Source organism: Microbacterium sp. CJ77 (genome assembly GCF_002911615.1).
Lineage (GTDB): Bacteria > Actinomycetota > Actinomycetes > Actinomycetales > Microbacteriaceae > Microbacterium.
This window is the reverse complement of sequence record NZ_PQBR01000006.1, coordinates 77993-101522: the sequence shown is the minus strand read 5'-3', so window position 1 is coordinate 101522 and position 23530 is coordinate 77993. Positions and strand designations below refer to the sequence as shown.

General features: G+C 70.5%; 22 protein-coding genes. 5 read left to right on the top strand and 17 right to left on the bottom strand.

Annotated features, from left to right (window positions below; translation table 11 throughout):
* Positions 1-17: 17 nt before the first annotated feature.
* Positions 18-611 carry a DUF402 domain-containing protein gene (locus tag C2868_RS01160; RefSeq protein ID WP_232711301.1) on the bottom strand — a complete coding sequence of 198 codons (594 nt, stop codon included), beginning with the start codon at positions 609-611 and terminating at the stop codon, positions 18-20.
* 22 nt (positions 612-633) lie between these two features.
* On the opposite strand from C2868_RS01160, the gene C2868_RS01155 reads away from it, so the two are divergent.
* On the top strand, positions 634-1902 hold the full coding sequence (locus tag C2868_RS01155; protein WP_232711302.1) for an isochorismate synthase MenF: 1269 nt from the start codon (positions 634-636) through the stop codon (positions 1900-1902).
* On the opposite strand, the gene menD is transcribed toward C2868_RS01155, so the two are convergent.
* Together menD and C2868_RS01145 are read right to left on the bottom strand one after the other, a co-directional pair.
* A complete protein-coding gene (gene menD / locus C2868_RS01150) occupies positions 1903-3660 on the bottom strand; it encodes a 2-succinyl-5-enolpyruvyl-6-hydroxy-3-cyclohexene-1-carboxylic-acid synthase (protein ID WP_100812166.1) in 1758 nt (585 codons plus the stop codon).
* A 49-nt stretch (positions 3661-3709) separates the two neighbouring features.
* Positions 3710-4135 carry a PLD nuclease N-terminal domain-containing protein gene (locus C2868_RS01145; protein WP_100811979.1) on the bottom strand — a complete coding sequence of 142 codons (426 nt, stop codon included), beginning with the start codon at positions 4133-4135 and terminating at the stop codon, positions 3710-3712.
* A gap of 34 nt (positions 4136-4169) precedes the next feature.
* Between C2868_RS01145 and C2868_RS01140 the strand changes: the two genes are divergently transcribed.
* Complete coding sequence (locus C2868_RS01140; protein ID WP_100811980.1) at positions 4170-4466, top strand: DUF4229 domain-containing protein; 297 nt, start codon at positions 4170-4172, stop codon at positions 4464-4466.
* Here the strand turns inward: C2868_RS01140 and C2868_RS01135 are convergent.
* From C2868_RS01135 to C2868_RS01105, 7 genes are read right to left on the bottom strand one after another with little or no spacing between them, the layout of a single operon-like run.
* On the bottom strand, positions 4422-5387 hold the full coding sequence (locus tag C2868_RS01135) for a 1,4-dihydroxy-2-naphthoate polyprenyltransferase (RefSeq protein WP_100811981.1): 966 nt from the start codon (positions 5385-5387) through the stop codon (positions 4422-4424). The genes C2868_RS01140 and C2868_RS01135 overlap by 45 nt on opposite strands.
* A 23-nt stretch (positions 5388-5410) precedes the next feature.
* Complete coding sequence (gene coaA, locus C2868_RS01130) at positions 5411-6322, bottom strand: type I pantothenate kinase (RefSeq protein WP_100812167.1); 912 nt, start codon at positions 6320-6322, stop codon at positions 5411-5413.
* A gap of 35 nt (positions 6323-6357) precedes the next feature.
* Positions 6358-7614: a bifunctional phosphopantothenoylcysteine decarboxylase/phosphopantothenate--cysteine ligase CoaBC gene (coaBC, locus tag C2868_RS01125; RefSeq protein ID WP_100811982.1), complete on the bottom strand. Its 1257-nt coding sequence runs from the start codon at positions 7612-7614 to the stop codon at positions 6358-6360.
* Positions 7611-8741 (bottom strand): P1 family peptidase, encoded by a 1131-nt coding sequence (locus tag C2868_RS01120; RefSeq protein WP_232711303.1) that lies wholly within the window; start codon positions 8739-8741, stop codon positions 7611-7613. The genes coaBC and C2868_RS01120 overlap by 4 nt, the downstream gene beginning before the upstream one ends.
* Positions 8742-8779: 38 nt before the next feature.
* Positions 8780-9418: a LysE family translocator gene (locus tag C2868_RS01115; protein ID WP_100811983.1), complete on the bottom strand. Its 639-nt coding sequence runs from the start codon at positions 9416-9418 to the stop codon at positions 8780-8782.
* Positions 9419-9427: 9 nt separating this feature from the next.
* Positions 9428-10507: an AMP-binding protein gene (locus tag C2868_RS01110; protein WP_374935747.1), complete on the bottom strand. Its 1080-nt coding sequence runs from the start codon at positions 10505-10507 to the stop codon at positions 9428-9430.
* A gap of 5 nt (positions 10508-10512) precedes the next feature.
* Entirely contained in the window at positions 10513-11412 is a 900-nt protein-coding gene (locus C2868_RS01105; RefSeq protein ID WP_181003313.1) for a 1,4-dihydroxy-2-naphthoyl-CoA synthase, read from the bottom strand.
* A 39-nt stretch (positions 11413-11451) separates the two neighbouring features.
* On the opposite strand from C2868_RS01105, the gene C2868_RS01100 reads away from it, so the two are divergent.
* Complete coding sequence (locus C2868_RS01100) at positions 11452-12453, top strand: o-succinylbenzoate synthase (protein ID WP_100811984.1); 1002 nt, start codon at positions 11452-11454, stop codon at positions 12451-12453.
* Here C2868_RS01100 and C2868_RS01095 read toward each other — a convergent pair.
* Positions 12431-13072 carry a TetR/AcrR family transcriptional regulator gene (locus tag C2868_RS01095; protein WP_100811985.1) on the bottom strand — a complete coding sequence of 214 codons (642 nt, stop codon included), beginning with the start codon at positions 13070-13072 and terminating at the stop codon, positions 12431-12433. The two genes, C2868_RS01100 and C2868_RS01095, sit on opposite strands and share 23 nt — an antisense overlap.
* A gap of 126 nt (positions 13073-13198) precedes the next feature.
* Here C2868_RS01095 and C2868_RS01090 point away from each other — a divergent pair, with 126 nt between their 5' ends.
* Together C2868_RS01090 and C2868_RS01085 are read left to right on the top strand one after the other, a co-directional pair.
* Positions 13199-15985: an efflux RND transporter permease subunit gene (locus C2868_RS01090; protein WP_100811986.1), complete on the top strand. Its 2787-nt coding sequence runs from the start codon at positions 13199-13201 to the stop codon at positions 15983-15985.
* Positions 15982-17955: a YhgE/Pip family protein gene (locus tag C2868_RS01085; RefSeq protein ID WP_100811987.1), complete on the top strand. Its 1974-nt coding sequence runs from the start codon at positions 15982-15984 to the stop codon at positions 17953-17955. The genes C2868_RS01090 and C2868_RS01085 overlap by 4 nt, the downstream gene beginning before the upstream one ends.
* A gap of 19 nt (positions 17956-17974) precedes the next feature.
* Here C2868_RS01085 and ccsB read toward each other — a convergent pair whose 3' ends face one another.
* The 6 genes from ccsB to C2868_RS01055 are packed head-to-tail and all read right to left on the bottom strand — an operon-like array spanning position 17975 to position 23438.
* Positions 17975-19036: a c-type cytochrome biogenesis protein CcsB gene (gene ccsB / locus C2868_RS01080; RefSeq protein ID WP_100811988.1), complete on the bottom strand. Its 1062-nt coding sequence runs from the start codon at positions 19034-19036 to the stop codon at positions 17975-17977.
* Positions 19037-19045: 9 nt separating this feature from the next.
* On the bottom strand, positions 19046-20743 hold the full coding sequence (locus tag C2868_RS01075) for a cytochrome c biogenesis protein ResB (RefSeq protein ID WP_100811989.1): 1698 nt from the start codon (positions 20741-20743) through the stop codon (positions 19046-19048).
* Complete coding sequence (locus C2868_RS01070) at positions 20724-21479, bottom strand: cytochrome c biogenesis CcdA family protein (RefSeq protein ID WP_100811990.1); 756 nt, start codon at positions 21477-21479, stop codon at positions 20724-20726. Before C2868_RS01070 ends, C2868_RS01075 begins: the two co-directional genes overlap by 20 nt.
* 13 nt (positions 21480-21492) lie before the next feature.
* On the bottom strand, positions 21493-22095 hold the full coding sequence (locus C2868_RS01065) for a TlpA disulfide reductase family protein (protein ID WP_103662786.1): 603 nt from the start codon (positions 22093-22095) through the stop codon (positions 21493-21495).
* Positions 22092-22721 carry a histidine phosphatase family protein gene (locus tag C2868_RS01060; RefSeq protein WP_103662785.1) on the bottom strand — a complete coding sequence of 210 codons (630 nt, stop codon included), beginning with the start codon at positions 22719-22721 and terminating at the stop codon, positions 22092-22094. The genes C2868_RS01065 and C2868_RS01060 overlap by 4 nt, the downstream gene beginning before the upstream one ends.
* A 9-nt stretch (positions 22722-22730) precedes the next feature.
* Positions 22731-23438, bottom strand: a complete 708-nt coding sequence (locus C2868_RS01055; protein WP_103662784.1) for a DedA family protein — start codon at positions 23436-23438, stop codon at positions 22731-22733.
* Positions 23439-23530 lie beyond the last annotated feature (92 nt).

Sequence of the window (23530 nt, the reverse complement as noted above, 5' to 3'; positions counted from 1 at the left end):
TGGGCTCGCTGCGGTCGTCAGTCGGCGGGTGCGGGGTCACCCGTCGAGTCTACGAGGCGCGCCAGCCACCGGGCCGCCGTCACGGGATCGTACGGGGGCCGGTGCGCGGTGACCGCGGCGAAGAGTTCGGCCGTGACAGCTTCGAGCTTCTCGACCAGATCGAGCGGGTAGCCGTAGCGAACCCGATGCTCTTCCCACTCGTCCTCGTCGTCGATGTAGACGCCGCGCTCTTCCTGGTCGACGACGTCGAGGTCCATGTCGATCCCGGTCGGCACACCGTCGGACCAGCGTGCGTCCCAGGCGATATCGATATACACGCGCGTCGGATGCGGGCGCGCGTTCATCGTCAGAACGTGGTCGCCCGACGGGGGCAGCAGCATCACGTTGTCCTCGACCACGACGACCGAGCGACCCGGTCGGTCGCTGCGCCACCCGCCGCGCTGACCGAACCAGTCGCCCCACTCGTCCGCACCGAGATAGACGCACTCGTGCACCCAGTGGGTCGATCCGTCCCACTTGCGCCAGCGGAACTCGAGCTTCGTCCCTATCGGGGGAGTCCCGACGGCGGGACGATCGGATGCCGCGGCCGGCACATTCGGATCTGGGCTCACGCAGCGAGTCTAGGCTGGAGAGGTGACCGAGTCCGCCCCATCCCGCGTGCGCCGACTCGTCGTCACCACCCGCGAGATCGATCCGATCGAGGACCTTCTCGCGTATGCCGACCCGGCGCATCCGCTCGCGTGGCTGCGGCGCGGCGAGGGCATGGTGGGTTTCGGCTCCGCGGCGATCATCGAGGTGGGTGGGCATCGAGCCAGCCCCTCGCAGGGTTCGCAGGCCGCCGCGCTGGCCGATGGGTGGCGGGCGACCGCCGCCGCGGCGATGATCACCGACGAGGTCGGCCTGCCCGGAACGGGGCTCATCGCGTTCGGCGCGCTGAGCTTCGACCCCGCCTCGGCGACGGCCAGCACCCTGGTCGTGCCGCAGTTCGTCTTCGGCCGGAGGGCCGGGCGGTCGTGGATCACAACGGTCGTTTCGGACGACGCCGAAGCGCCGAATGCTCCCGATCCGAGTGAGTGGGGACCGGCCTGGTCCGCAACCGTCGGGCCCGGCGAACTCGATGCGCCCGGCTACCAGGCCGCGGTCCGCGCCGGCCTCGAGGCTATCGCCGCGGGCGAGGTCAGCAAGGTCGTCCTTGCACGAGATCTCATCGGCTCGGTACCCGCGGGTGCGGATCTGCGGCGACTCGTGCGTGCGCTCGCGACGGGGTATCCGGATGTCTGGACGTATGCCGTCGACGGCATCATCGGCGCGAGCCCCGAGACCCTCGTCACGGTCTCGGGCGGAACCATCACGGCGCGGGTACTCGCCGGTACGGCACCACGCGGTGCCGACGCGGACGGCGACACCGAGGCATCCGTCGCCCTGTCCGCCAGTGGCAAGGATCAGGACGAGCACCGCTTCGCCGTCGAGAGCGTGCTGCGGACTCTTCGCCCCCACACGAGCGTGCTCACCGCGAGCGAGCAGCCCTTCGCGCTCAAGCTGCCGAACGTCTGGCATCTGGCAACGGACGTCGAGGGCATCGTCGCGGACGGCGTCTCGGCCCTCGACCTCGTCGGGGTGCTGCACCCGACGGCCGCCGTCGCGGGCACACCGACCGCCGCGGCGCTCGAGGTCATCCGGCGCATCGAGCCCTTCGACCGTGGCCGGTACGCGGGACCCGTCGGCTGGATCGACGCATCCGGCGACGGCGAGTGGGCGATCGCGCTGCGCAGCGCTCAGTTCGGCGAGGGTGGTCGTATCTCGGCCCACGCGGGTGCGGGCATCGTGCTCGGCAGCGACCCCGAGGCCGAACTGCTCGAGACGCGCATGAAGTTCCGCCCGATCGTCGACGCCCTGGCCTGATCAGCGGTCGAGCGGCACCTCGATCAGCTGACGACCGCCGACGGGCGAGACGAGCAACTGGTCGAGCGCCGACCGCGCCGTCGGGCGGTGGTACTCCCAGCCGTAAGCGAGAGCCAGGTGCTCGAGGCGCACGTTCTGCGGGGTGAAGAGCACCCGGTCCATGTCGTCGGGCGACGCCACCTGCGCGACCTCGAGCCCGTCGAAGATCGTGCCGCCGCCGTCGTTGCCGACGACGACCTGCAGGCGCGGCTCGTGCTCGTTCGGGGGCAGCAGGAGCGCACCGACATCGTGGAGGAATGCCAGGTCACCGAGCAGCACCCGGGTCACGCCCGAGTGGCCACCCGCCTGGCTGGCGAGGGCGATGCCCGTCGCGGTCGCGATCGTCCCGTCGATTCCCGCGACACCGCGATTGGAGTGCACGGGCACCTTCTTGCCCCCCAGCACACCGTCGGCGACGCGCACGAGTCGGGATGACCCGAACACCAGGCGATCGTGGGGCCAGGTCGCGCGCCACAGGGCGTCGACCAGGGCCGTGCGGTCGAGCGGAGCCCGTACGGCGGCGAGCTCTGCATCGACAGCCTTACGCCGCGTCGCGGGATCCGCGGCCGAGAGGCCCTCGAGATCGGGCGCTGGCGTACCGAGGTCGGTCTCGTGCGCCTGCGAAGCACGCAACCAGGCACCCAGCCATTCGCGGTCGGTCTCGCCCGGGTCCACGCGCACGGACTCGACCGCCTCGGTGCGGCCGTTGAGATTCAACCGTTCACCCGGTCCACGGATCGCGATCACCTCGAGGGCGGGATCCGAGAGCAACGCGGCGACCTCACGGCTGAGCGTCGGCCGCCCGAACACGACGACACGCTGGACGGCCCCGCCCAGGGACTCGTCACGAAGCAGCGCCCGATAGCCGTGCACCAGGTTGCGCCCGAAACGCGCACCGCTGACGATCTCGGCGATCAGGGGCCAGCCGCCCTCGTGTGCGATCCGCTCGGCCTCGGGGCCCGCGTCGGCACCGGCGACGATGACCGTTCGGGGGCCGCGGGCCAGGGCGAACGGCACCGTCTGGTCGGCTTCGTGGACGTCGGCCAGCCCGATGCCGCCACCACCCTGATACAGGGCGCCGGACGCGGGCTCGGTGGCGTTCTCGACAGGCCCCGCGGGCGCCGCTTCCGGGGGAAGACGTTCGGTCGCGAACCAGGCCGGAACGGGGCCGGCGAGCGGTTCTCGAACCGGCAGGTTGAGGTGCGCGGGCCCGGCGGGCATGAACGCCGCCCCGGATGCAGCGGCGAAGGCATCCGCGGCGATCGCCCGGAATGTTGCGGTCTGGGCCGACTCGCCCGCGTCGTCGACCTCTTCCGGCACCGGCGCATCCAGCGCGAAGCGAGTCGATGGGCCGAACAAGCCCGGCTGGCGCGTCGTCTGATTCGCGCCGACACCGCGAAGCTCCGGCGGACGATCCGCCGTGAGCAGGAGCAGCGGAACCCCCGCATGATGCGCCTCGAGCGCCGCGGGCAGCAAATTCGCGACGGCGGTACCCGACGTGCAGATCACGGGCACGGGTCGTCGCGATTCCCGAGCGAGCCCCAGCGCCGTGAAGCCGGCGACGCGCTCATCGATCCGCACGTGCAGCGATACCCGGCCCGACCGTTCCAGGGCGGTCGCGGCGAGAGCGAGGGCCTGCGACCGCGATCCCGGGCTGAGCACGATGTCGCGCACGCCGAGATGCACGAGCTCGTCGAGCAGCGCGGCGGCCGCATCCATCGCGGGGCTCGGTGACAGCCGCGGCGTCGCGCCGCCGACGGTAGACACCTCAGCCGATCGAGCCGCGACGTGGGCCGTCGGAGTCCGGGTCTGCGGTGTCCTGGTCTGCGGCGCCCTGGTCTGGATTCTTCGGTTCGACGGGTTTCGGCCCGTCCGCCTCGGAATCCAGCATCGCGAGCTCTTCTTCGAGACGGCGAATGCGTTCGTCCTGATCCGAGAACGAGCCCGACCCGATCCTTCCCAGGAACTCCACGTCATCGTCGGGCGCCGACGCCAGCTTCAGGCGCGAGGGACGCGACCGGCCGACGACGAACCACAGTGCGCCCCCCAGAACGGGAAGCAGGACGACGATCGCGATCCAGGTGGTCTTCGACACCCCGCGGTGGCGGCTCGGAGGCTGCACGGCGACGTCAACGATGCTCACGACGTAGAACGCCAATGCCAGCACCGCCACGATCAGGAGCACGCGGGGCATAAGGACCATCCTAGGCGCGACCTAGGATGAGGGGGTGAAGGTTCCACCAGTCCTCGTCTACAGCGTCCTGCGCCTGTTGGCGTTCCTGGTCCCCCTCGGCCTCATGCTCCTGCTGCCGATCTTCCGTCAGAACTGGCTCCTCGCCGTGGTCTTCGCGGCTCTGATCGGGCTCAGCTTGTCGCTGCTGTTCCTGCGTCAGCCCCGCGCCGCCGTCGCCCAGGGTCTCGCCACGCGTCGCACCAACGCGCGCACGCAGATACGCGACGAGGACGCCGAAGACGACCTGTCAGCCGACGAACGCCCACGCGAGGAGCGCGGCGTAGCCGAGTGACGTCACCGACGTCAGTGCCAGCGCCGTCACGAGTTCACGGGGCGCGCGGTAGGTCCAGACGATCAGGATCGCGGGAAGGCCCGCCAGCAGCGCCAGCAGTGTGAGCCAGGCGATCGGGTAGACGAGCGCCAGGAAGCCCGCGATGCCGAACGGCACGAGCAGGAACAGGGTGAACAGCACCTGGGTCGCGCGCTTGCCGATCAGAACCGTGAGCGTGCGCTTGCCCGCGCTGCGGTCCTGGTCGATGTCGCGCAGGTTGTTCGCCAGCAGCACGGCGCAGGCGAGCAGTCCGATCGCCACGGCCCCGAACCAGGCCTCCTGCGGCACCGCGAGTGCCTGCACCCAGGTCGTGCCGACGGTGGCGACGAGCCCGAAGAAGACGAACACGAAGATCTCGCCCAGGCCGAAGTAGCCGTAGGGTCGGCGACCTCCCGTGTAGAACCACGCCGCGACGATGCACGCGGCGCCCACCGCGATGAGCCACCACTGCTCGGTCCGGATGACGATGGCGAGTCCCGCGATGGCGGCGAGCGCGAAGAAGGTCAGGGCGACGGTGAGAACGGTGCGGGGCTTCGCGCGGCGGGCACCCGTCAGCCGCCCGGGGCCGACGCGGTGGTTGTCGGTGCCGCGGATGCCGTCGCTGTAATCGTTGGCGTAGTTGACCCCGACCTGCAGGCAGACGGACACGGCCAGGCAGGCGAGTGCGATGACCCAGTGGAAGACGCCGGTCGCGAGCACCGCGGCACCCGTGCCCACCACGACGGGCGCGACCGCAAGCGGTAGAGTCCGCGGGCGCGCGGCGCCGATCCAGTCACGGGCCGTCGCGGGCTCCACCCTCACGGCATTCGGCCGACCGCTGCGGCGGGGATCGCCACCGCCGCGGTTCTTCGGGGAGCTGCGCTTACGAGGAGTACGGGCCACGAGGGAACATCCTAGGTCCGCGCTCAGAGCTTCCGCAGGAGGACGCGGTCCACCGTGTGATCGGCGGCCTTCTGCAGGATCAGCTTCGCGCGATGCTTCGTGGGCAGCACATTCTCGAGCAGGTTGGGCAGATTGATGTCGTTCCAGAACCCGCGCGCGACGCGCGCCGCCTCTTCGTCGTCGAGGTCCGCGTAGGTGTTGAAGTACGAGGCGGGCGTGCTGAACGCCCCGCGCTTGAGCGCCATGAATCGCCCGAGATACCACTCGGCGATGTCGTCGACCTCGGCGTCGACATAGATCGAGAAGTCGAACAACTCGCTGATCGAGACGTCTTCGGGGCGCGGGGCGGGCTGGAGCACGTTGAGCCCCTCGACGATCAGGACATCGGGCCTGTCGACCGTGACATGGGCGTCGGGGATCACGTCATAGCGCAGGTGAGAGTAGATCGGCGCAGACACCCGCGCCGCGCCGCTCTTGACGCTCGTCAAGAAGTCGACCAGCGTGCGGCGGTCGTACGACTCGGGAAACCCCTTGCGGCGCATGAGTCCGCGACGCTGCAGTTCCGCGTTCGGGTAGAGGAACCCGTCCGTCGTCACGAGTTCGACGCGGGGGGTGGCGGGCCAATGCGTGAGCAGTTCCCGCAGCAGGCGCGCGATCGTGGACTTTCCGACGGCCACCGATCCTGCTATCCCGATCACGAACGGGGTCGTGGTGTCGGATTCACCCATGAACGCGCTGGTCGATGCCCCGAGGTCTTTCGCCGACTCGACATACAGGCTGAGCAGCCGACTGAGCGGAACGTACACCTCGCGGATCTCGTCCATGTCGAGGTGGTCGCCGAGCCCCCGGATCTGCGCGATCTCGGTCTGCGTGAGCGGCTGCTCCTCGCCCGACGCGAGCCGGGCCCAATCTGCTCGGCCGAACTCGCGGTACATCGTCGAGGGCAGCGCGGCGTGCTCGACGAGGTCGGTCACGGCGTCCCGTCCCCGCGCAGCAGCCGGACGACGCGGTCCAGGACGGCGTCAGCCACGGCGCGTTTGGTGCCCGAGACGTCGGCGACGATGTCGCCCGATGACGCGAGCACGACGGCAACGTTGTCGTCGGCTCCGAAGCCCCGGCCTGCGCCGACGGCGTTCGCGACGAGCAGGTCGGCGGGTTTGCGGGCCACCTTCTCGCGGGCGAGCTCCACGAGTTGTTCGCGGTCGTCCACCGTCTCGGCGGCGAACCCCACGAGGATCCGCCCCGGGACGGGTCGCGACACGAGGGCGGCGAGCACGTCGACGGTGCGCACGAGATGCAGGTCCATCCGCTCGCCGTTGACGGCCTTCTTGATCTTGCGCTCGGCGAACTCCGCGGGGGTGAAGTCGGCGACGGCCGCGGCCATCACGACGACGGCGGCGCTCACGGCCTCACGCGCCACGGCGTCGGCGAGCTCGGCCGCCGTGCCCGCCTCGATCGTGTGGATCTGCGCCTCGGCGAGCGCGGCGGCCGGCTGCGGGTCGAGGTGCGCGGCGATCACGGTGACGACCGCGCCGCGGGCGGCGGCCGCGAGTGCGAACGCGACGCCCTGCTTGCCGCTCGAACGATTCCCGAGGTATCTGACCGGGTCGATGGGCTCTCGGGTGCCACCGGCGGTGACCAGGACGCGGAGTCCGGCCAGGTCCTGCGCCGGGGCATCCTCTCGCGCACGCGCGTCCGCCGCGGCCAGGGTCGCCGCGACGATGTCGGCGGGTTCGCTCATCCGCCCGGGTCCGACATCCGCGCCCGTGAGGCGGCCCGAGTCCGGCCCCACGATGGTCACCCCGCGCGCCCGCAGAGTCTGGACGTTGCGGACCGTCGCGGGATGCTGCCACATCTCGGTGTGCATCGCGGGGGCCACGACGAGCGGCGCACGACTCGCGAGCACGGTCGTGCCGAGCAGATCGTCGGCCAGCCCGGTCGCGAGCTTGGCCAGGCTGTTGGCGGTGGCGGGGGCGACGACGATGACATCGGCCTGCTGCCCCAGGGCGACGTGTCGCACAGCCGAGACATCGTCGAAGACGGAGGTGCTGACGGGGTGGCGGCTGATCGCCTCCCACGTCGGCGCACCGACGAAGCGCAGTGCCGCATCCGTCGGGATCACGTGCACGCTGTGGCCCGCCAGCACGAGATCGCGAACCACCTGAACCGCCTTGTAGGCCGCGATTCCTCCCGTGACGCCGACCACCACCTCGAGCACGCGGGTCATGCGTACATCGCACGGTACGTGGGCACATGGCCCAGCGGCGTCGTGACCGGCTCGGCGGCCAGCACGGCGTGCGCGATCGCGCGGGCCATGACGTCGGCACCCGCCGCCAGCACCTGGTTCACCCGATCGCTGGCGTGCAACGACTCGAGGGGACCCTCGGGCGGCGGCCAGGGGCCCCTGCCGGTGGAGAGCGCGAAGGCGACGTCGCCGTCGGAGAGCGTGTGGATGGGACGGATCGCCCGAGCCATCCCGTCATGGGCGCACCCCGCCAGACGCAGGAGCTGCCCGCGGGAGAGCGGAATGTCGGTCGCCACGACGGCGAGCGTCGTATTGAGCGGCCTCATCGGAAGGCGGCCTCCGGCGAGCGCCGACAGCGCCTCGAACGACCGACGGCGCGCGGAGTCGTCCGGCGGGACGAGCCCGAATTCCGGGACTCCCGCGTCGTCGGAGAGCTCGAACTGCTCACCCCAGGGCAGTCCCGTCCGCTGGTTGACGGTGCTGCCGGCGGAGTTGACGACGACCAGCGCGCCCACGACCCCGCCGCCGGGCAGGACGACGCTCGCCGTGCCGACGCCGCCGCGGATCTCGCCGGCGACGGCCCCGGTCCCCGCCCCGACGGAGCCCTGTGCGACCGGCGCACCGTCATCGCTCGCGAAGGCGGACTCGAACGCCTCGCGGCCGAGAGCGGCGTCCGGCCTGGCGAGGAAGTCTCCCCCGCGCCCGAGGTCGAAGAGCGAGGCGGCCGGCACCACCGGGACGACGTGGGTCGGCTCATTTCCGACGACGAACCCGAGTCCGCGCTCGGCGAGCCCCGCCATGACGCCGCCCGCCGCGTCCAGTCCGTAGGCGCTGCCGCCCCCGAGGTAGACGGCGTGGATGCGCTCCACGACGCCGGTGGGATCGAGCGCGGCGATCTCGCGCGTCGCGGTCCCGCCGCCACGCGCATCGACCGCCGCCGTCACACCCGCGGCGCCGCCGAAGACGACGGTGGAACCCGTGAGCCACCCGTCGCCGACACGGCTCGCATGCCCCACCCGGATGCCGTCCACGTCGGTGATGGCGTTTCGGGGGCCGATGCGCAAGCGTCCGGTGCCGCCCAGGCGCCAGTCGAGGTCCGCGAGATCCACGCCTCCACCCTAGCCCCGGGCGGCGACGCACCCACCGATCAGTGCTTCGAGCCGGTCAGCGCGAGCACCCCGCCGAGCCCGATCATCATCCCGCCACCCGCCGCCGAAAGACGCTCCACGCGGCGCGGGCTGCGGGCGAACCAATCGCGGGCGGAGCCCGCGGCGAGCGCCCACACCGAGTCGCTCGCCCACGCGAGGATCGCGAAGACGATCCCGAGCTCGAGCATCTGCAACGGGATCGTGCCGGCGCCGTAGTCGACGAACTGCGGCAGGACGGCGACGAAGAACGCGATCGTCTTGGGGTTCGTGGCGCCGACGACGAACCCCTCGGCCACGAGGCGCCGGGTCGACGAGGCAGCGGCCCCCGCCGCGACCGCGGCCGCGGCGTCCTTGCGGTGACGGATCGCCTGGATGCCCAGCCAGACCAGGTATGCGGCGCCCGCGAACTTCACGATCGTGAACAGCACCACGGACTGGGCGACGATCACGCCGAGGCCGAGCGCCACCAGCACCACGAGGACGAGCATGCCGAGGGTCGTGCCGACGACCGAGAGGACGCCGCCCCGGCGACCGAGCGCGAGGGACCGACCGATGATGAAGAGCACCGAGGGCCCGGGCATGACGATCAGCACGAGCGACGCGATGAAGAACGCCACGAGCTGGGGCCACGGAACCATGCCGCGATCCTATTCCCGCAGGGCGAGCCGGAGCGCCCCGCGGTCGGGCTTGCCCGACGGCAGCTGCGGCACCGGCCGCCGCACGAGGCGCGCCGGGCGGGCGGCGGGGCCGATCGCGCCGGCGACGGCAGCGCGAGCGGCGTCGAGCAGGCGCGCGTCGTCCGTCGTTGCGGGCGGCTCGACGACGATGACGGATGCCTCGCCCCATCGCTCGTCCGCCACACCGATCACGACGGAGAGCTCGAGCCCGGGCACACCGCGCACGACGGTTTCGACGCGGTCGAGCGAGACGTTCACGCCACCCGAGACGATGACGTTGTCTCGACGCCCGGTGACCCGCACGACGCCGTCCTCGACCGTCCCGGCATCGCCCGTGCGATACCGGCGGATGCCGTCGGTACCGACCGGGAAGACCGAGGCCGTGAGCGCGTCGTCGCCGAGGTATCCGTCGGCCAGGGTCGGGCCCGCGATCAGCAGCTCACCGTCGACGGAGCGCGCCTCGACGCCATCGAGCGGCACGCCGTCGTACACGCAGCCGCCGCTCGTCTCGGTCGAGCCGTACGTGCGGACGACGCGGGCCCCGAGCGCCTCGGCCCGCTCGCGCAGGGGCACGGGGAGCGCCTGCCCCCCGATCAGGATCGCCTCGAACGAGCGCAGGGCATCCCTGGGGCCGTGCTCGCTCTCGGCAGCCGCGACGAGCGTTGCGAGCTGTGCGGGGACGAGCGAGGTGTACCGCGCGGCCGAAACGGGCATCTCGCGCGCGGCTGCGACGAAGGCATCCGGGGTGAAGGGTCCGGCCAGGTATACCGGGCGTGCCCCCGCGAGGTGGGCGCGGATGAGTACCTGCAACCCGGCGACGTAGGTCGCGGGCAGCGCGAGCAGCCAGGCGCCCTCGCCGATGCGCGCGGCCGTTGCCGTGGCCGAAGCCCGCAGCGCGCCCGCGCTCAGCACGACGGTCTTGGGCACACCCGTGGATCCCGACGTCGTGATCAGGATCGGGTCGCCGGAGCTCAGCGCCGCGGGCAGCGCTTCGGCGACGGCGCGCGGATCGCTTCCGTCACACGATGAACCCGGTAACTGCACGCTCACGGGGCCTAGAACTGCCAGGGGTACGGAGCCCAGTCGGGCTCGCGACGCTCGAGGAACGCATCGCGCCCCTCGACGGCCTCGTCCGTTCCGTAGGCGAGCCGCGTCGCCTCGCCCGCGAAGAGCTGCTGCCCGACCAGGCCGTCATCGACAGCGTTCATCGCGAACTTCAGCATGCGGATCGACGTCGGCGACTTGCCGAGGATCGTCCGGGCCATCGCGAGAGCCTCGCGCTCCAGGTCGGCATGCGGCACGACCCTGTTGACCGTGCCCATCTCGCGCCCCCGCTCGGCGGAGTACTCCTCGGCGAGGAAGAAGACCTCGCGGGCGACCTTCTGCCCGACCTGCTTGGCGAAGTAGGCGCTGCCGTAGCCCGCGTCGAACGATCCGACATCCGCGTCGGTCTGCTTGAACTTTCCGTGCTCGGCGCTCGCGATCGTCAGGTCGCAGATGACGTGCAGACTGTGTCCGCCGCCGGCCGCCCACCCGGGCACGACCGCGATGACGACCTTCGGCATGAACCGGATGAGTCGCTGCACCTCGAGGATGTGCAGGCGTCCCACGCGGGCCGGATCGGTGACGGATGTCTCGTCTTCCGAGTACTTGTACCCATCGCGGCCACGGATGCGCTGGTCGCCACCCGAACAGAACGCCCAGCCGCCGTCCTTCGGGCTCGGTCCGTTGCCCGTCAGCAGCACGACGCCGATCTTCGGGTCCTGGCGTGCCGCGTCGAGCGCACGGTAGAGCTCATCGACCGTGCGCGGTCGGAACGCGTTGCGCACCTCGGGCCGGTTGAACGCGACCCGCGCGATGCGTCCGTCGACCGAGACGTGCGCCGTGATGTCCGTGTAGGCGTCCGCGCCGGGCGCGAGGCGCCACTCAGCCGGATCGAAGATCTCCGAGACCATGAGACTCAGCCTAGGCACCCACAGGAGCAAGATGGGGTCATGACGGATGCATCGCCCCTCCCCTCGTTCGACGACCTCCGCGAACGCGCCGTCGTCGTCGCACTCCCCCTGCGCGTCCGCTTCCGTGGCCTGGACGTGCGCGAGGCGATGCTGATCGAGGGAACCGCCGGCTGGGCGGAGTTCTCGCCCTTCGCCGAGTACGACGACGACGAGGCCGCGACCTGGCTCGAGGCGGCGCTCGACTACGGCTGGAACGAGCCGCCCGCCCCGCGTCGGGCCGAGATCTTGGTCAACGCGACGATCCCGGCCGTGCCCGCGGCATCCGTTCCCGAAGTCCTCGCCCGCTTTCCGGGAATCCGCACCGCCAAGATCAAGGTCTCGGAACCCGGGCAGCGGCTCGCCGACGACGTCGAGCGGGTGCGCGCCGTGCGGCACGAGCTCGGTGCCGAGGGGCGCATCCGCGTGGACGCGAACGGCGGCTGGAACGTCGACGAGGCCGAACACGCCGTGCACTCCCTCGCCGAGTTCGATCTCGAATACATCGAGCAACCGTGCGCCTCGATCGACGAGCTCGTGCAACTGCGCGAGCGCATCCGCTATCTCGACATCCCGATCGCGGCGGACGAGAGTGTGCGCAAGGCCGAGGATCCGGTCGCGGTCGCGCGCGCCGGAGCTGCCGACCTCCTGGTCATCAAGGCCCAGCCGCTCGGCGGCATCCGTCGCGCCCTCGACATCGTCGAGCGAGCGGGGCTACCGGTCGTCGTGTCGAGCGCGCTCGACACCGCGATCGGACTGTCCATGGGCGTCGCCCTCGCTGCGGCCCTCCCCGACCTCGATTACGACTGTGGACTGGGCACGTCCGCACTCTTCGAGACGGATGTCGCGACCCTCCCGATGCGCGATGGCGCGATCGCCGTGGGGCGCATCCGTCCCGACGCCGACGCGCTCGAGCGGCTGGCGGCGGCACCCGAGCGGCGCGACTGGTGGCTCGAGCGTCTCGAACGGTGCCTCGCGACGCTCAGGACTCGTCGGGAGCGATGATGAGTTGCGCCACCTTGGCCAGCTCGGCACTCGTGTGTCGGCACAACCGCTCGTAGTCGAGACCGGTCATGACGGAACGCACCGAGGCACTCTCCCACGCCATGAGCATGAGCCGTGCCGCCTCGTCCGCCGGTACCCGCAGCACGAGTCGACGCGCACGCACGATGTCGGCCACGATCTGCGCGACGCTCGCGACCATCTCGGCCTCCTGGGCCAGGTAGGCGTCGGCGAGCGCGCGATTGCGGAGCGCGTGGATGCGGATCTCACTCATGAGCAGCACACCGAGCCGATCGTCGTTCGAGACGTCGAGCACACCCTGGATGATCGAGAAGGCGTCCGTGGAGACCGCAGACGGGGCGTGCGCGCTCTCGAGCTCGCCCACCCGCGCACGTACCGCGGCGACGCGCTCGCGCGCGACGCGTCCCGCGAGCTCGAGGAAGAGCTCCTCCTTGGACTCGAAGTTGGAGTAGAAGGCGCCACGGGTGTAGCCCGCGCGTTCGCAGACGGCCTCGACGGATGCCGCGTCCAGGCCCACTTCGGCGAACACCTGCGCCGCCGCGTCGAGCAGCCGCTGCCGGGTCGCTTCTCTTCGGCGCGTGGTCGCCACCGCATCACCCATGCGCGCTCCCTTCGAGAATCCTCACACCCGCCCCACAGCCTTGCATCCGCGAGAGCAATTACGATACACCTATGTATCGGATACATCGGCGTATCGATATGACCGTTCGAACGCCCTGGAGGCCGTGTGTCCACTCTGCTCTATTCGCTGGGACGCTGGTCGTACCGTCACGGCTGGCGGGTGCTGATCACGTGGCTTCTGCTGCTCGGCATCGGCGGCGCCGGGGCCATCCTGCTCGGCCAGGGCACCGATAACACCTTCTCGATCCCCGGGACCGAGGCGCAAGAGGGCCTCGCGCAACTGAGCCGCACGTTCCCCCAGGCGAGCGGCACGAGCGCGCAGTTCATCGTCGTGGCGGCGGACGGCGACCGCGTCGACCAGGCCCCGTATCTCGACGACATCAAGGCCTCCATCACCCAGCTCGAAGACGTCGACGGCGTGCTCGCCGTCACCGATCCTTTCAACGAGGCCGTTTCGGGACTCGTCACCGAGAACGCGTCGGCGGCGATCGTGCGGCTGCAGTTCAACGGTCAGGCGACGGATGTCTCGGCCCAAACGCGCGAAGAACTCACCAACGTCGTCGCCGATCTGCGCGACGAACTTCCCGCGGGCTCCGAGGCCGAACTGGGCGGGGACCTGTTCTCGACCTCCGTGCCGGGGGTGACGATCACCGAGGCCGTCGGCATCCTGATCGCCCTGCTCGTGCTGATCGTGACGTTCCGGTCATTCCTGGTCGCCGGACTTCCCCTCGTCACCGCCCTGATCGGCGTGGCCCTGTCGATGGCGTTGATCCTGTTCGCCACGGTCTTCACGACCATCTCGTCGACGACCCCTCTCCTCGCCCTGATGCTCGGGCTCGCCGTGGGTATCGACTACGCGCTCTTCATCGTCGCGCGACATCAAGACCAGGTGCGGTCGGGGATCGATCCCGAAGAATCGGTGGCGCGCGCGACGGGCACGGCCGGTTCTGCCGTCGTCTTCGCCGGCATCACGGTGCTCATCGCCCTGATCGGCCTGTCGTTCGCGAACATTCCGTTCCTCACGACGATGGGGATCGCGGCCGCCGTCGCCGTGGCCATCGCGGTGCTCGTCGCCCTGACGCTGACCCCCGCCCTGCTGGGCTTCGTCCGGGGTCGTGTGCGCGGACGGATGCCCCGGGTCCGCGCACCGCGCGCACGCCGGTCGGGCCCGGCCCGCGTGCCCCGTGGATTCGCGCAGCGTTGGGTCGGCGGCGTGACGCGGCATCCGATCATCACGACCGTAGCGCTGATCGTGGGCCTCGGCATCACCGCGATCCCCGCGACGCAGCTCGCGCTCGCGCTCCCGAACGCCGGGATGCTGCCGGAGTCGTCCGAGGCACGCAAGAGCTACGACCTGATCGCCGAGGAGTTCGGGCCGGGGTTCAACGGCCCGCTGATCATGACGGGCACGATCGTCACCTCGACCGACCCCGTCGCCCTGATGAAGGACCTCGCCGCCGAGATCGAGAAGATCCCCGGGGTCGACACGATCGCGCTCGCGACCCCCAACCAAACGGCCGATACGGGCATCATCCAGATCATCCCGACCACGGCACCGGATGACCCGGCAACCGCACAGCTCGTACGCGACCTGCGCGCACAGCACGACCACCTGCTGGAGACGTACGGTGTCGACCTCAAGGTCACCGGGTTCACCGCCGTCGCGATCGACATCTCGGATCGACTCGGTTCGGCGCTGCTCCCCTTCGCGCTCTTCGTCGTCGGGCTCTCGTTCATCCTGCTGATGCTCGTGTTCCGCTCGATCGCCGTGCCGCTCACGGCGGCGCTCGGGTACCTGCTCTCGGTCGCCGCCGCCTTCGGCATCGTCGCGGCCGTGTTCGAGTGGGGCTGGTTCGCCGATCTGCTGCACATCACCCGCACGGGACCCGTGATCAGCTTCATGCCCATCGTGCTGATGGGCGTGCTGTTCGGGCTCGCGATGGACTACCAGGTGTTCCTCGTGACCCGCATGCGCGAAGACTTCGTGCACGCCTCGCGCGAGCGGCGTGGACGCGCCGACCGGGCGACCGCGATCGCCGCCGTCCGCTCGGGATTCACCGCGTCCGCACGAGTCGTGACCGCGGCCGGCCTGATCATGTTCGCCGTCTTCGCCGCGTTCGTGCCCGAGGGTGACACCTCGATCAAGCCGATCGCGCTCGGGCTCGCCGCGGGTATCGCGATCGACGCGTTCCTCGTGCGCATGACGCTGATCCCCGCCGTCATGACACTGCTGGGCGACAAGGCCTGGTGGATTCCGCGCTGGCTCGACCGTGCTCTGCCGCACATCGACATCGAGGGCGACGCCGTGCGTCGCGAGATCGCCTACGCGGACTGGCCCGAGCCCGAGACGACCGCCGTCGCCGTCGCCGAGGACCTCTCGCTCGTCGAGGAGGACCGCGTCCTGTTCGCGGGTGTCGACCTGCGCCTCGAGCCCGGCCAGACCCTCGTGGTGTCGTCGACCGAGCCGATCGCCGCGCGCAGCGTGCTGCTCACGATCGCCGGACGCCTCGCGCCGAGCGACGGGCTCCTCAAGGTGTGCGGGCACCTCCTGCCCGGACGGAGTGCCTGGGTGCGCTCGCACGTGGGCGTCGCGCTCCTCACCGACAGGGATGACCCGCTGGCCGAACTGCGGCGAGCCCTGGCCGGATCGCCGCGCCTCGTCGTGATCGACGGACTCGATGCCGTGATCGGCGATGCCGAACGAGACCAGGCATCCGCCCTCCTGCGTGACGCCGCCGACCGCTCCCCCGACGGACGTCTGACGCTGGTGGTTTCCGCACGGCGCGAACCGGCCGCGCTCGCACTCCTCGCCGAGGCGCGACGCCCCGACGTGACCGGACTGACCCTGACGACGAACGAGGCTCGCACGAGCTCGAACGAGGTGAACGCATGACCCTGCCCATCGAGCGCGCGCGCTCGCGACGCCCCGTGACCTGGCTGACCGTGCTGGGGGTGCTGCTGCTGCCGGCCGTGCTGGGAGGCATCCTCGTCACCGCGCTCTACAACCCGACCGAGCGGCTGAACGAGATGAGCGCCGCCATCGTGAACGACGACGAACCCGTCACCGTCAACGGCCAGTACACGCCCCTCGGACGCCAGCTGTCGGCCGGACTCGTCGAGGGTTCCGATGACCTCGACTCGAACCTCAGCTGGGTGCTCTCGAACGACGAGGATGCGGCGAAGGGCCTCGCCGACGGGACGTACGACGCGGTCGTGACGATCCCGTCCGGGTTCTCGGCCGCGGCGACCTCGTCCGGTCAGGCGCTCGCCGACCCCGCGGCCACCACGCCAGAGAAGGCCGTGATCGAGGTGGCGACGTCATCCGAGTCGCTGCTGGTCGACGACGCGATCACCGCGCAGGTCACGCAGACGGCCGCGACCGTCATGGGCGAGCAGATCTCGACGCTGACGCTCGAGAACGTCTTCCTGAGCTTCACCACGCTGTCCGACCAGATCGGACAGGCGGCGAGCGGCGCCCGGCAGCTCGCCGACGGCGCCACCCAGGCGGCCCAGGGCGGCGCGGCTCTGCCCGGCGGCGCGACCGAGCTCGCCTCGGGCGCCAGCTCGGCATCCACGGGTGCTGCGCAACTCGCGGGTGGCCTCGACACGATCACCGGCGGCATCCGCAGCTCGTCGGGCGGGGCCGCCGGCATCGGCTCGGGGGTGACGCAGATCGCCGACAACCTCGCGGGGACGCAGCTGTCGCAGGCCGCGAACGGGGCCTCGCAGCTCGCCACCGCGGTCGATGGACAGAGCGCCGCGACGACGGCCGCCCTCAGCCAGCTCGTCGCGGACTGCGGGACGTCTGGCGCCTCGGGGGCGTTCTGCACATCGCTGCAGCAGGCTCTCGTGAGCTCGGGCACGACCGACGCGTATGTCGACCAACTCGTGCCCGCAGCCGCCGGCACCGCGGCAGGGGTCGGTCAGATCACCGGCCCGACGTCGCCCGTCGTCCAGGGACTGCGCCAGTCCGCCGCGGGTGCGACGAGCCTGTCGTCCGGACTCAACCAGCTCGCCGACGGCACGACTTCGAGCGCGAACGGTGCGCGCGGGCTCCAGAACGGAACCGCCCAGCTCGCGACCGGGGCCGAACAGCTCGGCGTGGGGGCCCAGTCCCTCGTCGACGGCGTCGGCTCCCTCGCGACCGGAGCGTCATCGCTCGCGGACGGTCTCGACCAGGCGACCGCGGCCCTGCCGACCTACACCGACAGCGAGGCGAAGAGCCTCGCGACCGTCCTGAGCAACCCCGTCGGCACAGAAGGCCTGGGGACGTCGCTGTTCGGCGCATCCGCGATCCCGCTGCTGTCGATGGCGGTGCTGTGGTTCGGCGGTCTCGCGACGTTCGTCGCCCTGCGCGCCGCGACCGGCCGCGCCCTCGCCGCACGCGAGTCCTCGCTGCGTCTGACGCTGCGGGCGTTCCTGCCCGCGGCCCTGCTCGGCGCCGCCCAGGGCCTGCTCGTCGCGATCGTGGTGCAGTTCGCCGCCTCGTACGACGGGGGTCAGTGGTGGACGTTCGCCGCGGTCTCCGTCATCGCGGGCATCGCCTTCGCCGCCGTCAACCAGGCGCTCGTCGCGGTTCTCGGGGGCGCGGGCCGCTGGGTCGCGGCGCTCGTCGGCGTGCTGGCGCTCGCGACCGGCATCGTCTCGACCGTGCCCGGCCCGCTGGCCTCCATCGCAGGGCTGCTCCCGACCGCCCCGGCGTACCACGCGATGGTCGGTGCCCTCACGAGCGCAGGAGGTGTGGCCGCCGGATGCGTCGGCCTCGCCGCGTGGGCCGTGCTGTCGCTGATCGCGAGCATGGTCGTCGTGGCACGCCGTCGATCCACGTCGGCACGAGCCCTGCTGGCGGCGCAGCCGGCCTGACGAGTGCGCGCGCGGCGACCTACGACAGACCGCTGTACGCGTGCAGTCCCTTGAAGAACATGTTCACGATCGTGAAGTTGAACATGACGGCCGCGAAGCCGATGATCGCGAGCCACGCCGAGCGCGTGCCGCGCCAGCCGCGCGTCGCGCGGGCGTGGATGTATCCGGCGTACAGGACCCAGATCACGAAGGTCCAGACTTCCTTCGTGTCGAAGCCCCAGTACCGGCCCCAGGCATCCTGCGCCCAGATCGACCCGGCGATGAGGGTGAACGTCCAGAAGATGAAGCCGACGATCGCGAAGCGGTAGGCGAGGCTCTCGAGGGCATCGGCGGTCGGCAGGGTCCGCAAGAAGCGCGGCGAACGAGCGGATGTCTCGACGGTGCCGTCCGCGACGACCTGGGCCGCCTCGACCGCTCGCCGCTCGCGACGAGCCTGCATGAGCTGCACGACCGACAGCGCGAACGCGAGCGCGAAGAAGGCGGTCCCGAGAGACGCGACGAAGACGTGGATGACGAGCCACACGCTCTTCAGCGGGTCCATCAACGGCACGACCTCGGTGTACAGGCCACCGAGCAGCACACCCGCGAGCAGGATGACGATCAGGCCCGTGATGAAGGTGCCGAGGAATCGCAGGTCGTAGCGGATCAGCACGAGCAGGTACACGGCCACGATCAGCAGGGTTCCCGTCATCGAGAACTCGTACATGTTCGACCACGGCACCCGCTCGGCCGCGATGCCGCGCGTGATGGTGGCACCCAGGTGGAAGAGGAACGCCAGCACGGTCAGGGCCGTGCCGACCCGGGCCCACATCTGGCGGGGCTTCCGCGGGGGCGCCGTCACCGATCCGGTCGGGGCCGAGCCCGCCGGCCGGGCCGGCGCACCGGAACCGAGGCGCGTGCCCGCACCGACCAGCTCGGGCTTCGTCGCGTATTCCGCCACCCCCTGTGCATCGACCGCTGCCGCCGAGCGGCGGGCCAGGTCGAGGGCATAGGCGATGAACGCGAGAGCGTAGATCGCGATGGCCGTCCAGATCAGGAGCACCGAGACGGCGTCCAGTGAGAGCGTTTCGTCGGCGGGCATGGCCTCAGTTTACGTCGGGGGCTGAACACCGAATGCCGCGATGTGCCGATCCGCGACCTGCGTGACGGCACCCCGCAGCGCGGGATCTTCGCCGCGGGCGAGGCCCGCGTACTCGAGGTCGATGAGCGGACCGTCGGCGCTCTCGCGTACGGCCGCTTTCACCCATACGCGTCGACGCGGCACGAACAGCGCCGTGAGCAGACCGAGCAGCGCCAGCACGGCGAACACCAGGACCCACACCGCCGACGGATCGCGGTGCACCTGCAGCGACGCGAAGCGCTTGACCGGGGCATCCGACGCGCTCGTCGCGGACTCGTCCTCGAACGTGACCGTGCCGAGTCCGTTCGGCAGATCGGCCGTCTCGCCCGGACGCAGTTCGATCGAGTCGGTGCCCGTCGATCCGCCCGTGAGTTGGGTCATGTCGCCGACATCGAGCGTGTAGACCGAGCGCGGTGTGCCGTCGTTGATGCCGAGGTCGCCCTGGAAGACGTTGAGGGTGAGCACCGGGTTGATCAGGTCGGGGAAAGTCGACGTGTAGGCCCCCGAGGTGAGCTCGTCCTGCGTCGGGTAGAAGAATCCGATCATGCCGAGCTGCTCGGGGAAGCCATCCGCGACCTTCACCACGCCGAGCGACGTCATGTTCGTGTCCTGGGGCAGGAACGGCTGCGAGTCGCGGTAACGCACGACACCCTCGGCGTCTCGCACGGTGATCGTCGGGGCGTAGCCGTTGCCCAGCAGGTACAGCTTGTCGCCCGCCAGATCGACCGGGTGGTTGACGCGGATGGCGTCCTCGCTCGTCTGGCCGCCGGGCTCGCGCGTCGTGATGACCGCGGCGAAATTGCCAGCCTGACCGACGGCGTTGGTGCCGAAGCCCTGATACGACACCTGGAACTCGTCGAGCGTGACCGCGTAGGGGGCGAGTCCGGTGCCGTCGACGAACCGGCCGGGGTTGAACGACGAGTAGTCGGTCAACGTGTTCACGAACGTCGTCCCCTCGACGACCACGCGCTGCGCCGTGTAGGCGAAGCCGCCGCCGAAACCGACCGCGATCAGCACCCCGACGAGGGCGATGTGGAAGACCAGGTTTCCGGTCTCGCGCAGATATCCACGCTCCGCCGAGACCGACCAGGTGCCCCGGGAATCGTCTCGCTCGACGCGATAGCCGCCGCGCCGCAGCTGGCTGGCGGCGAGCGCGATCGCGTCGGATGCCTGGGCCGAGGCATCCGCTCCGTCCGCGACCTCGACCGTGCGGGTCTCGTAGTCCGCGAGGCGCGAGAGTCGCGCGGGTGTGCGCGGCGGGCGCGACATGAGGGCCTTCGCGTGATGCTTGGCGCGCGGAATGACGCAGCCGATCAGCGACAGGAAGAGCAGCAGGTAGATGGCCGAGAACCAGGGCGACGTGTAGACGTCGAAGAGGCTGAGCCCATCGAGGATGGGCGCGAGATCGGGCTGGTCGGTGTAGTACTGCGTCACACCGTTCGGGTCTGCGCTGCGCTGCGGCACGAGCGACCCGGGGATCGCCGCGACGGCGAGCAGCAGCAGCAGCACCAGCGCCGTGCGCATGCTCGTGACCTGGCGCCACGCCCACCGCAACCATTCGATCGGACCGAGGCGCGGGGCCGAGACATCCGCCGCTCCGTCAGCGTGATCGCTCGGGCGGAGGGGGTCGGATGCCGTCGCTTCCGTTTCAGAGAGGGAGTTCGACACCGCTGATCACCGCCCCGAGTCTCGACATGATCTGACCCCACAGGCCGGTCACCATGAGTACGCCGAGCGCGATGAGCATGATGCCCCCGATGATGTTGACGGCCCGGATGTGCCGGCGCAGGAAGTCGACCGACCGCGTCGCCCATCCCAGGCCGAGCGCGATCAGGATGAACGGGATGCCGAGCCCGGCCGAGTACGCCAGGCCGAGCAGGGCGGCGCGGCCCGGGTCGCCGAGGTTCCACGAGACCGACACGATGGCCGTGAGTGTCGGGCCGATGCACGGGGTCCAGCCGATGCCCATCGCGAGGCCGAGCAGCGGCGCTCCGATCAGCCCGGCGTTTCCGCGCAGCTGCGGACGGAGCGTGCGCTGTGCGACGCCGAACATGCCGATGAACACGAGGCCGAGCAGGATGATGACGACACCCATGATGCGGGTGATGAGGTCGCCGTACTGGATGAAGAATCGGCCGGCCGCGCCGCCGAGGATGGTGACGGTCATGAAGACGACCGTGAACCCCGCGATGAAGAGCAGCACACCGCCGATCAAGCGGCCTCTGCCCGCCCGTGCGCCGCTCGAACCCGCACCGCGCGGTGCGACGGACCCCCCGATGAAGCCCAGGTATCCGGGCACGAGGGGCAGGACGCAGGGCGAGAGGAACGAGACCAGCCCGGCCACCAGGGCGACGGGGATCGCGAGCCACAGGGCGCCATCGACGATCGTGGCCCCGGGATTCACGGGGTCTCCGCATTCATGACGACTCCGCGAGCAGATCCCGCACGAGCGTCGACAGGATCGATTCGCTCTCCAGCTGACCGATGATGCGGGCCGCGACGCGACCCTCCCGGTCGAGAACGAGCGTCGTCGGGGTCGCCTGGATCGGCGTCGCATCGGCGAACGCGAGGCCGACGTTCTTGTCGTTGATGTCGATCACGCTCGGATACGTGACGCCATAGCTGTCGGCGAACGCCAGGGCCGTATCGGCCTGGTCATAGGTGTTGACGCCGAGGAACGAGACATCCTGGCCCTGGTACTCCTGCCAGACGTTCTCGAGCAGCGGCGCCTCGACACGGCACGGGCCGCACGCGGCGTACCAGAAGTTGACGACCAGCACCTCGCCCGCGGAGTCCTTGTTCGAGACCGGATCGCCCAGCTCGGTCACGCCCGCGAACTCGACCGGCTCGCCCCGCTCGGCGGCGGGGATCTCGACGACGTCGTAGTCTCCGGCGATGTAGCCCTTGCCGCTGCCCTCGCGGTACTCGTCGGCGAGGGTGTCACCGCCGCCCGTGCACGCCGCCAGCGTCACCGCGAGCGCGAGCGCCGCAGCCCCGCCCAGTATCCGTCGCACGTTCATACCGCTCCCACATCCACGGCGCCGGCGGTGTTGGCCGGTTCGGCGTAGTACACCTCGCGCCAGACATCGCCGACTCGTTCGAAGCTCGTCACGCTCGACAGCGCGCAGCGCCGACGTCGGGGGTCGTGCCGCAGGGGCAGCCCCGCGACCGAGAGGTGCGTGACCCAGATCGGCAGTTGGTGCGACACGATCACGACGTCGCCCCCCTCCACGGCATCCCACGCCTCGTCCATGGTCGAACGCATCCGCTCGACGACCTCGACATAGGGCTCGCCCCAGCTGGGAATCTCGGGCCGGCGCAGGTACCGCCAGTTGGCGGGGTTGGCGAGCGCCTGCTTCATGCGGCGCCCCTCGAAGACGTTGGTGGGCTCGATCACCCGCTCATCGACGAGCGGGTCGAAGCCGAACAGCTCGGTGAACGGAATCGACGACTCCCGCGCACGCTGCAGCGGCGAGCAGATGAGGGATGCCAGTGGTCGGTCGAGATCCTTGACGTAGCGCGCCGCATCAGCGGCCATCCGGCGACCCTCGGCGCTCAGCCCGAACCCCGGAAGGCGGCCATAGAGCACGCGCGTCGGGTTGTGCACCTCGCCGTGACGCACGAGGTGGAGGCGGTCGGCGGGCACCCGTTCAGTCTACGTGGGGCTGTTCTGTACGGTCTCTGTGCGGATCTTATGAGCGGTACGGAGGGACCGGATCCGGACGTACAGGAACCAGGCGACGCCGATGCCGACCGCCGCGATCACTACGTACTGCAGGATGCCGGTGTACTCCTCGACGATCGGCCACGCCTCGCCGAGATAGAAGCCGGCGAGAACGAAGATCGTGTTCCAGATCAGGCTGCCCGCAGCGGTGAGCAGGCCGAACTTCCAGAGCGGCATGCGCGTGACCCCCGCGGGGATCGAGATCAGGCTCCGGAAGATCGGGATCATCCGTCCGAAGAACACCGCCTTGCCGCCGTGTCGACGGAACCATTCGACGGTGCGGTCGATGTCTTCCGGGTGCAGCAAGGGCACCTTCGCGGCGATCCATCGCAGGCGCGGCAGGCCCAGCACGGCTCCGATGCCGTAGAGCAGGAATGCACCGACGATCGATCCGAGGGTCGTCCAGATCAGCGCCTCGGCGAGGGTGAACGTGCCGCGGCTGGCGGTCAGCCCCGCCATGGGCAGGATGACCTCGCTTGGCAGCGGCGGAAAGACGTTCTCGAGGGCGATGGCGATGCCTGCGCCAACGGGCCCGATGACCTCCATGAGCGACACCGACCAGTCGACGAGGGCGGTGAGCCACGAGCCGTCCGAGACGTGGGCTGCGGGGGTCGTTGCTGCGGCGGTGATTGCGGTCATCGGGTGCCTTCGCGCTCGGTGATCGTGCTCGGTCGGGGGTGGGTCATATTCAGGTTATGGGCCGCGGATGTCTGGATTCTGTGAGCGAGACT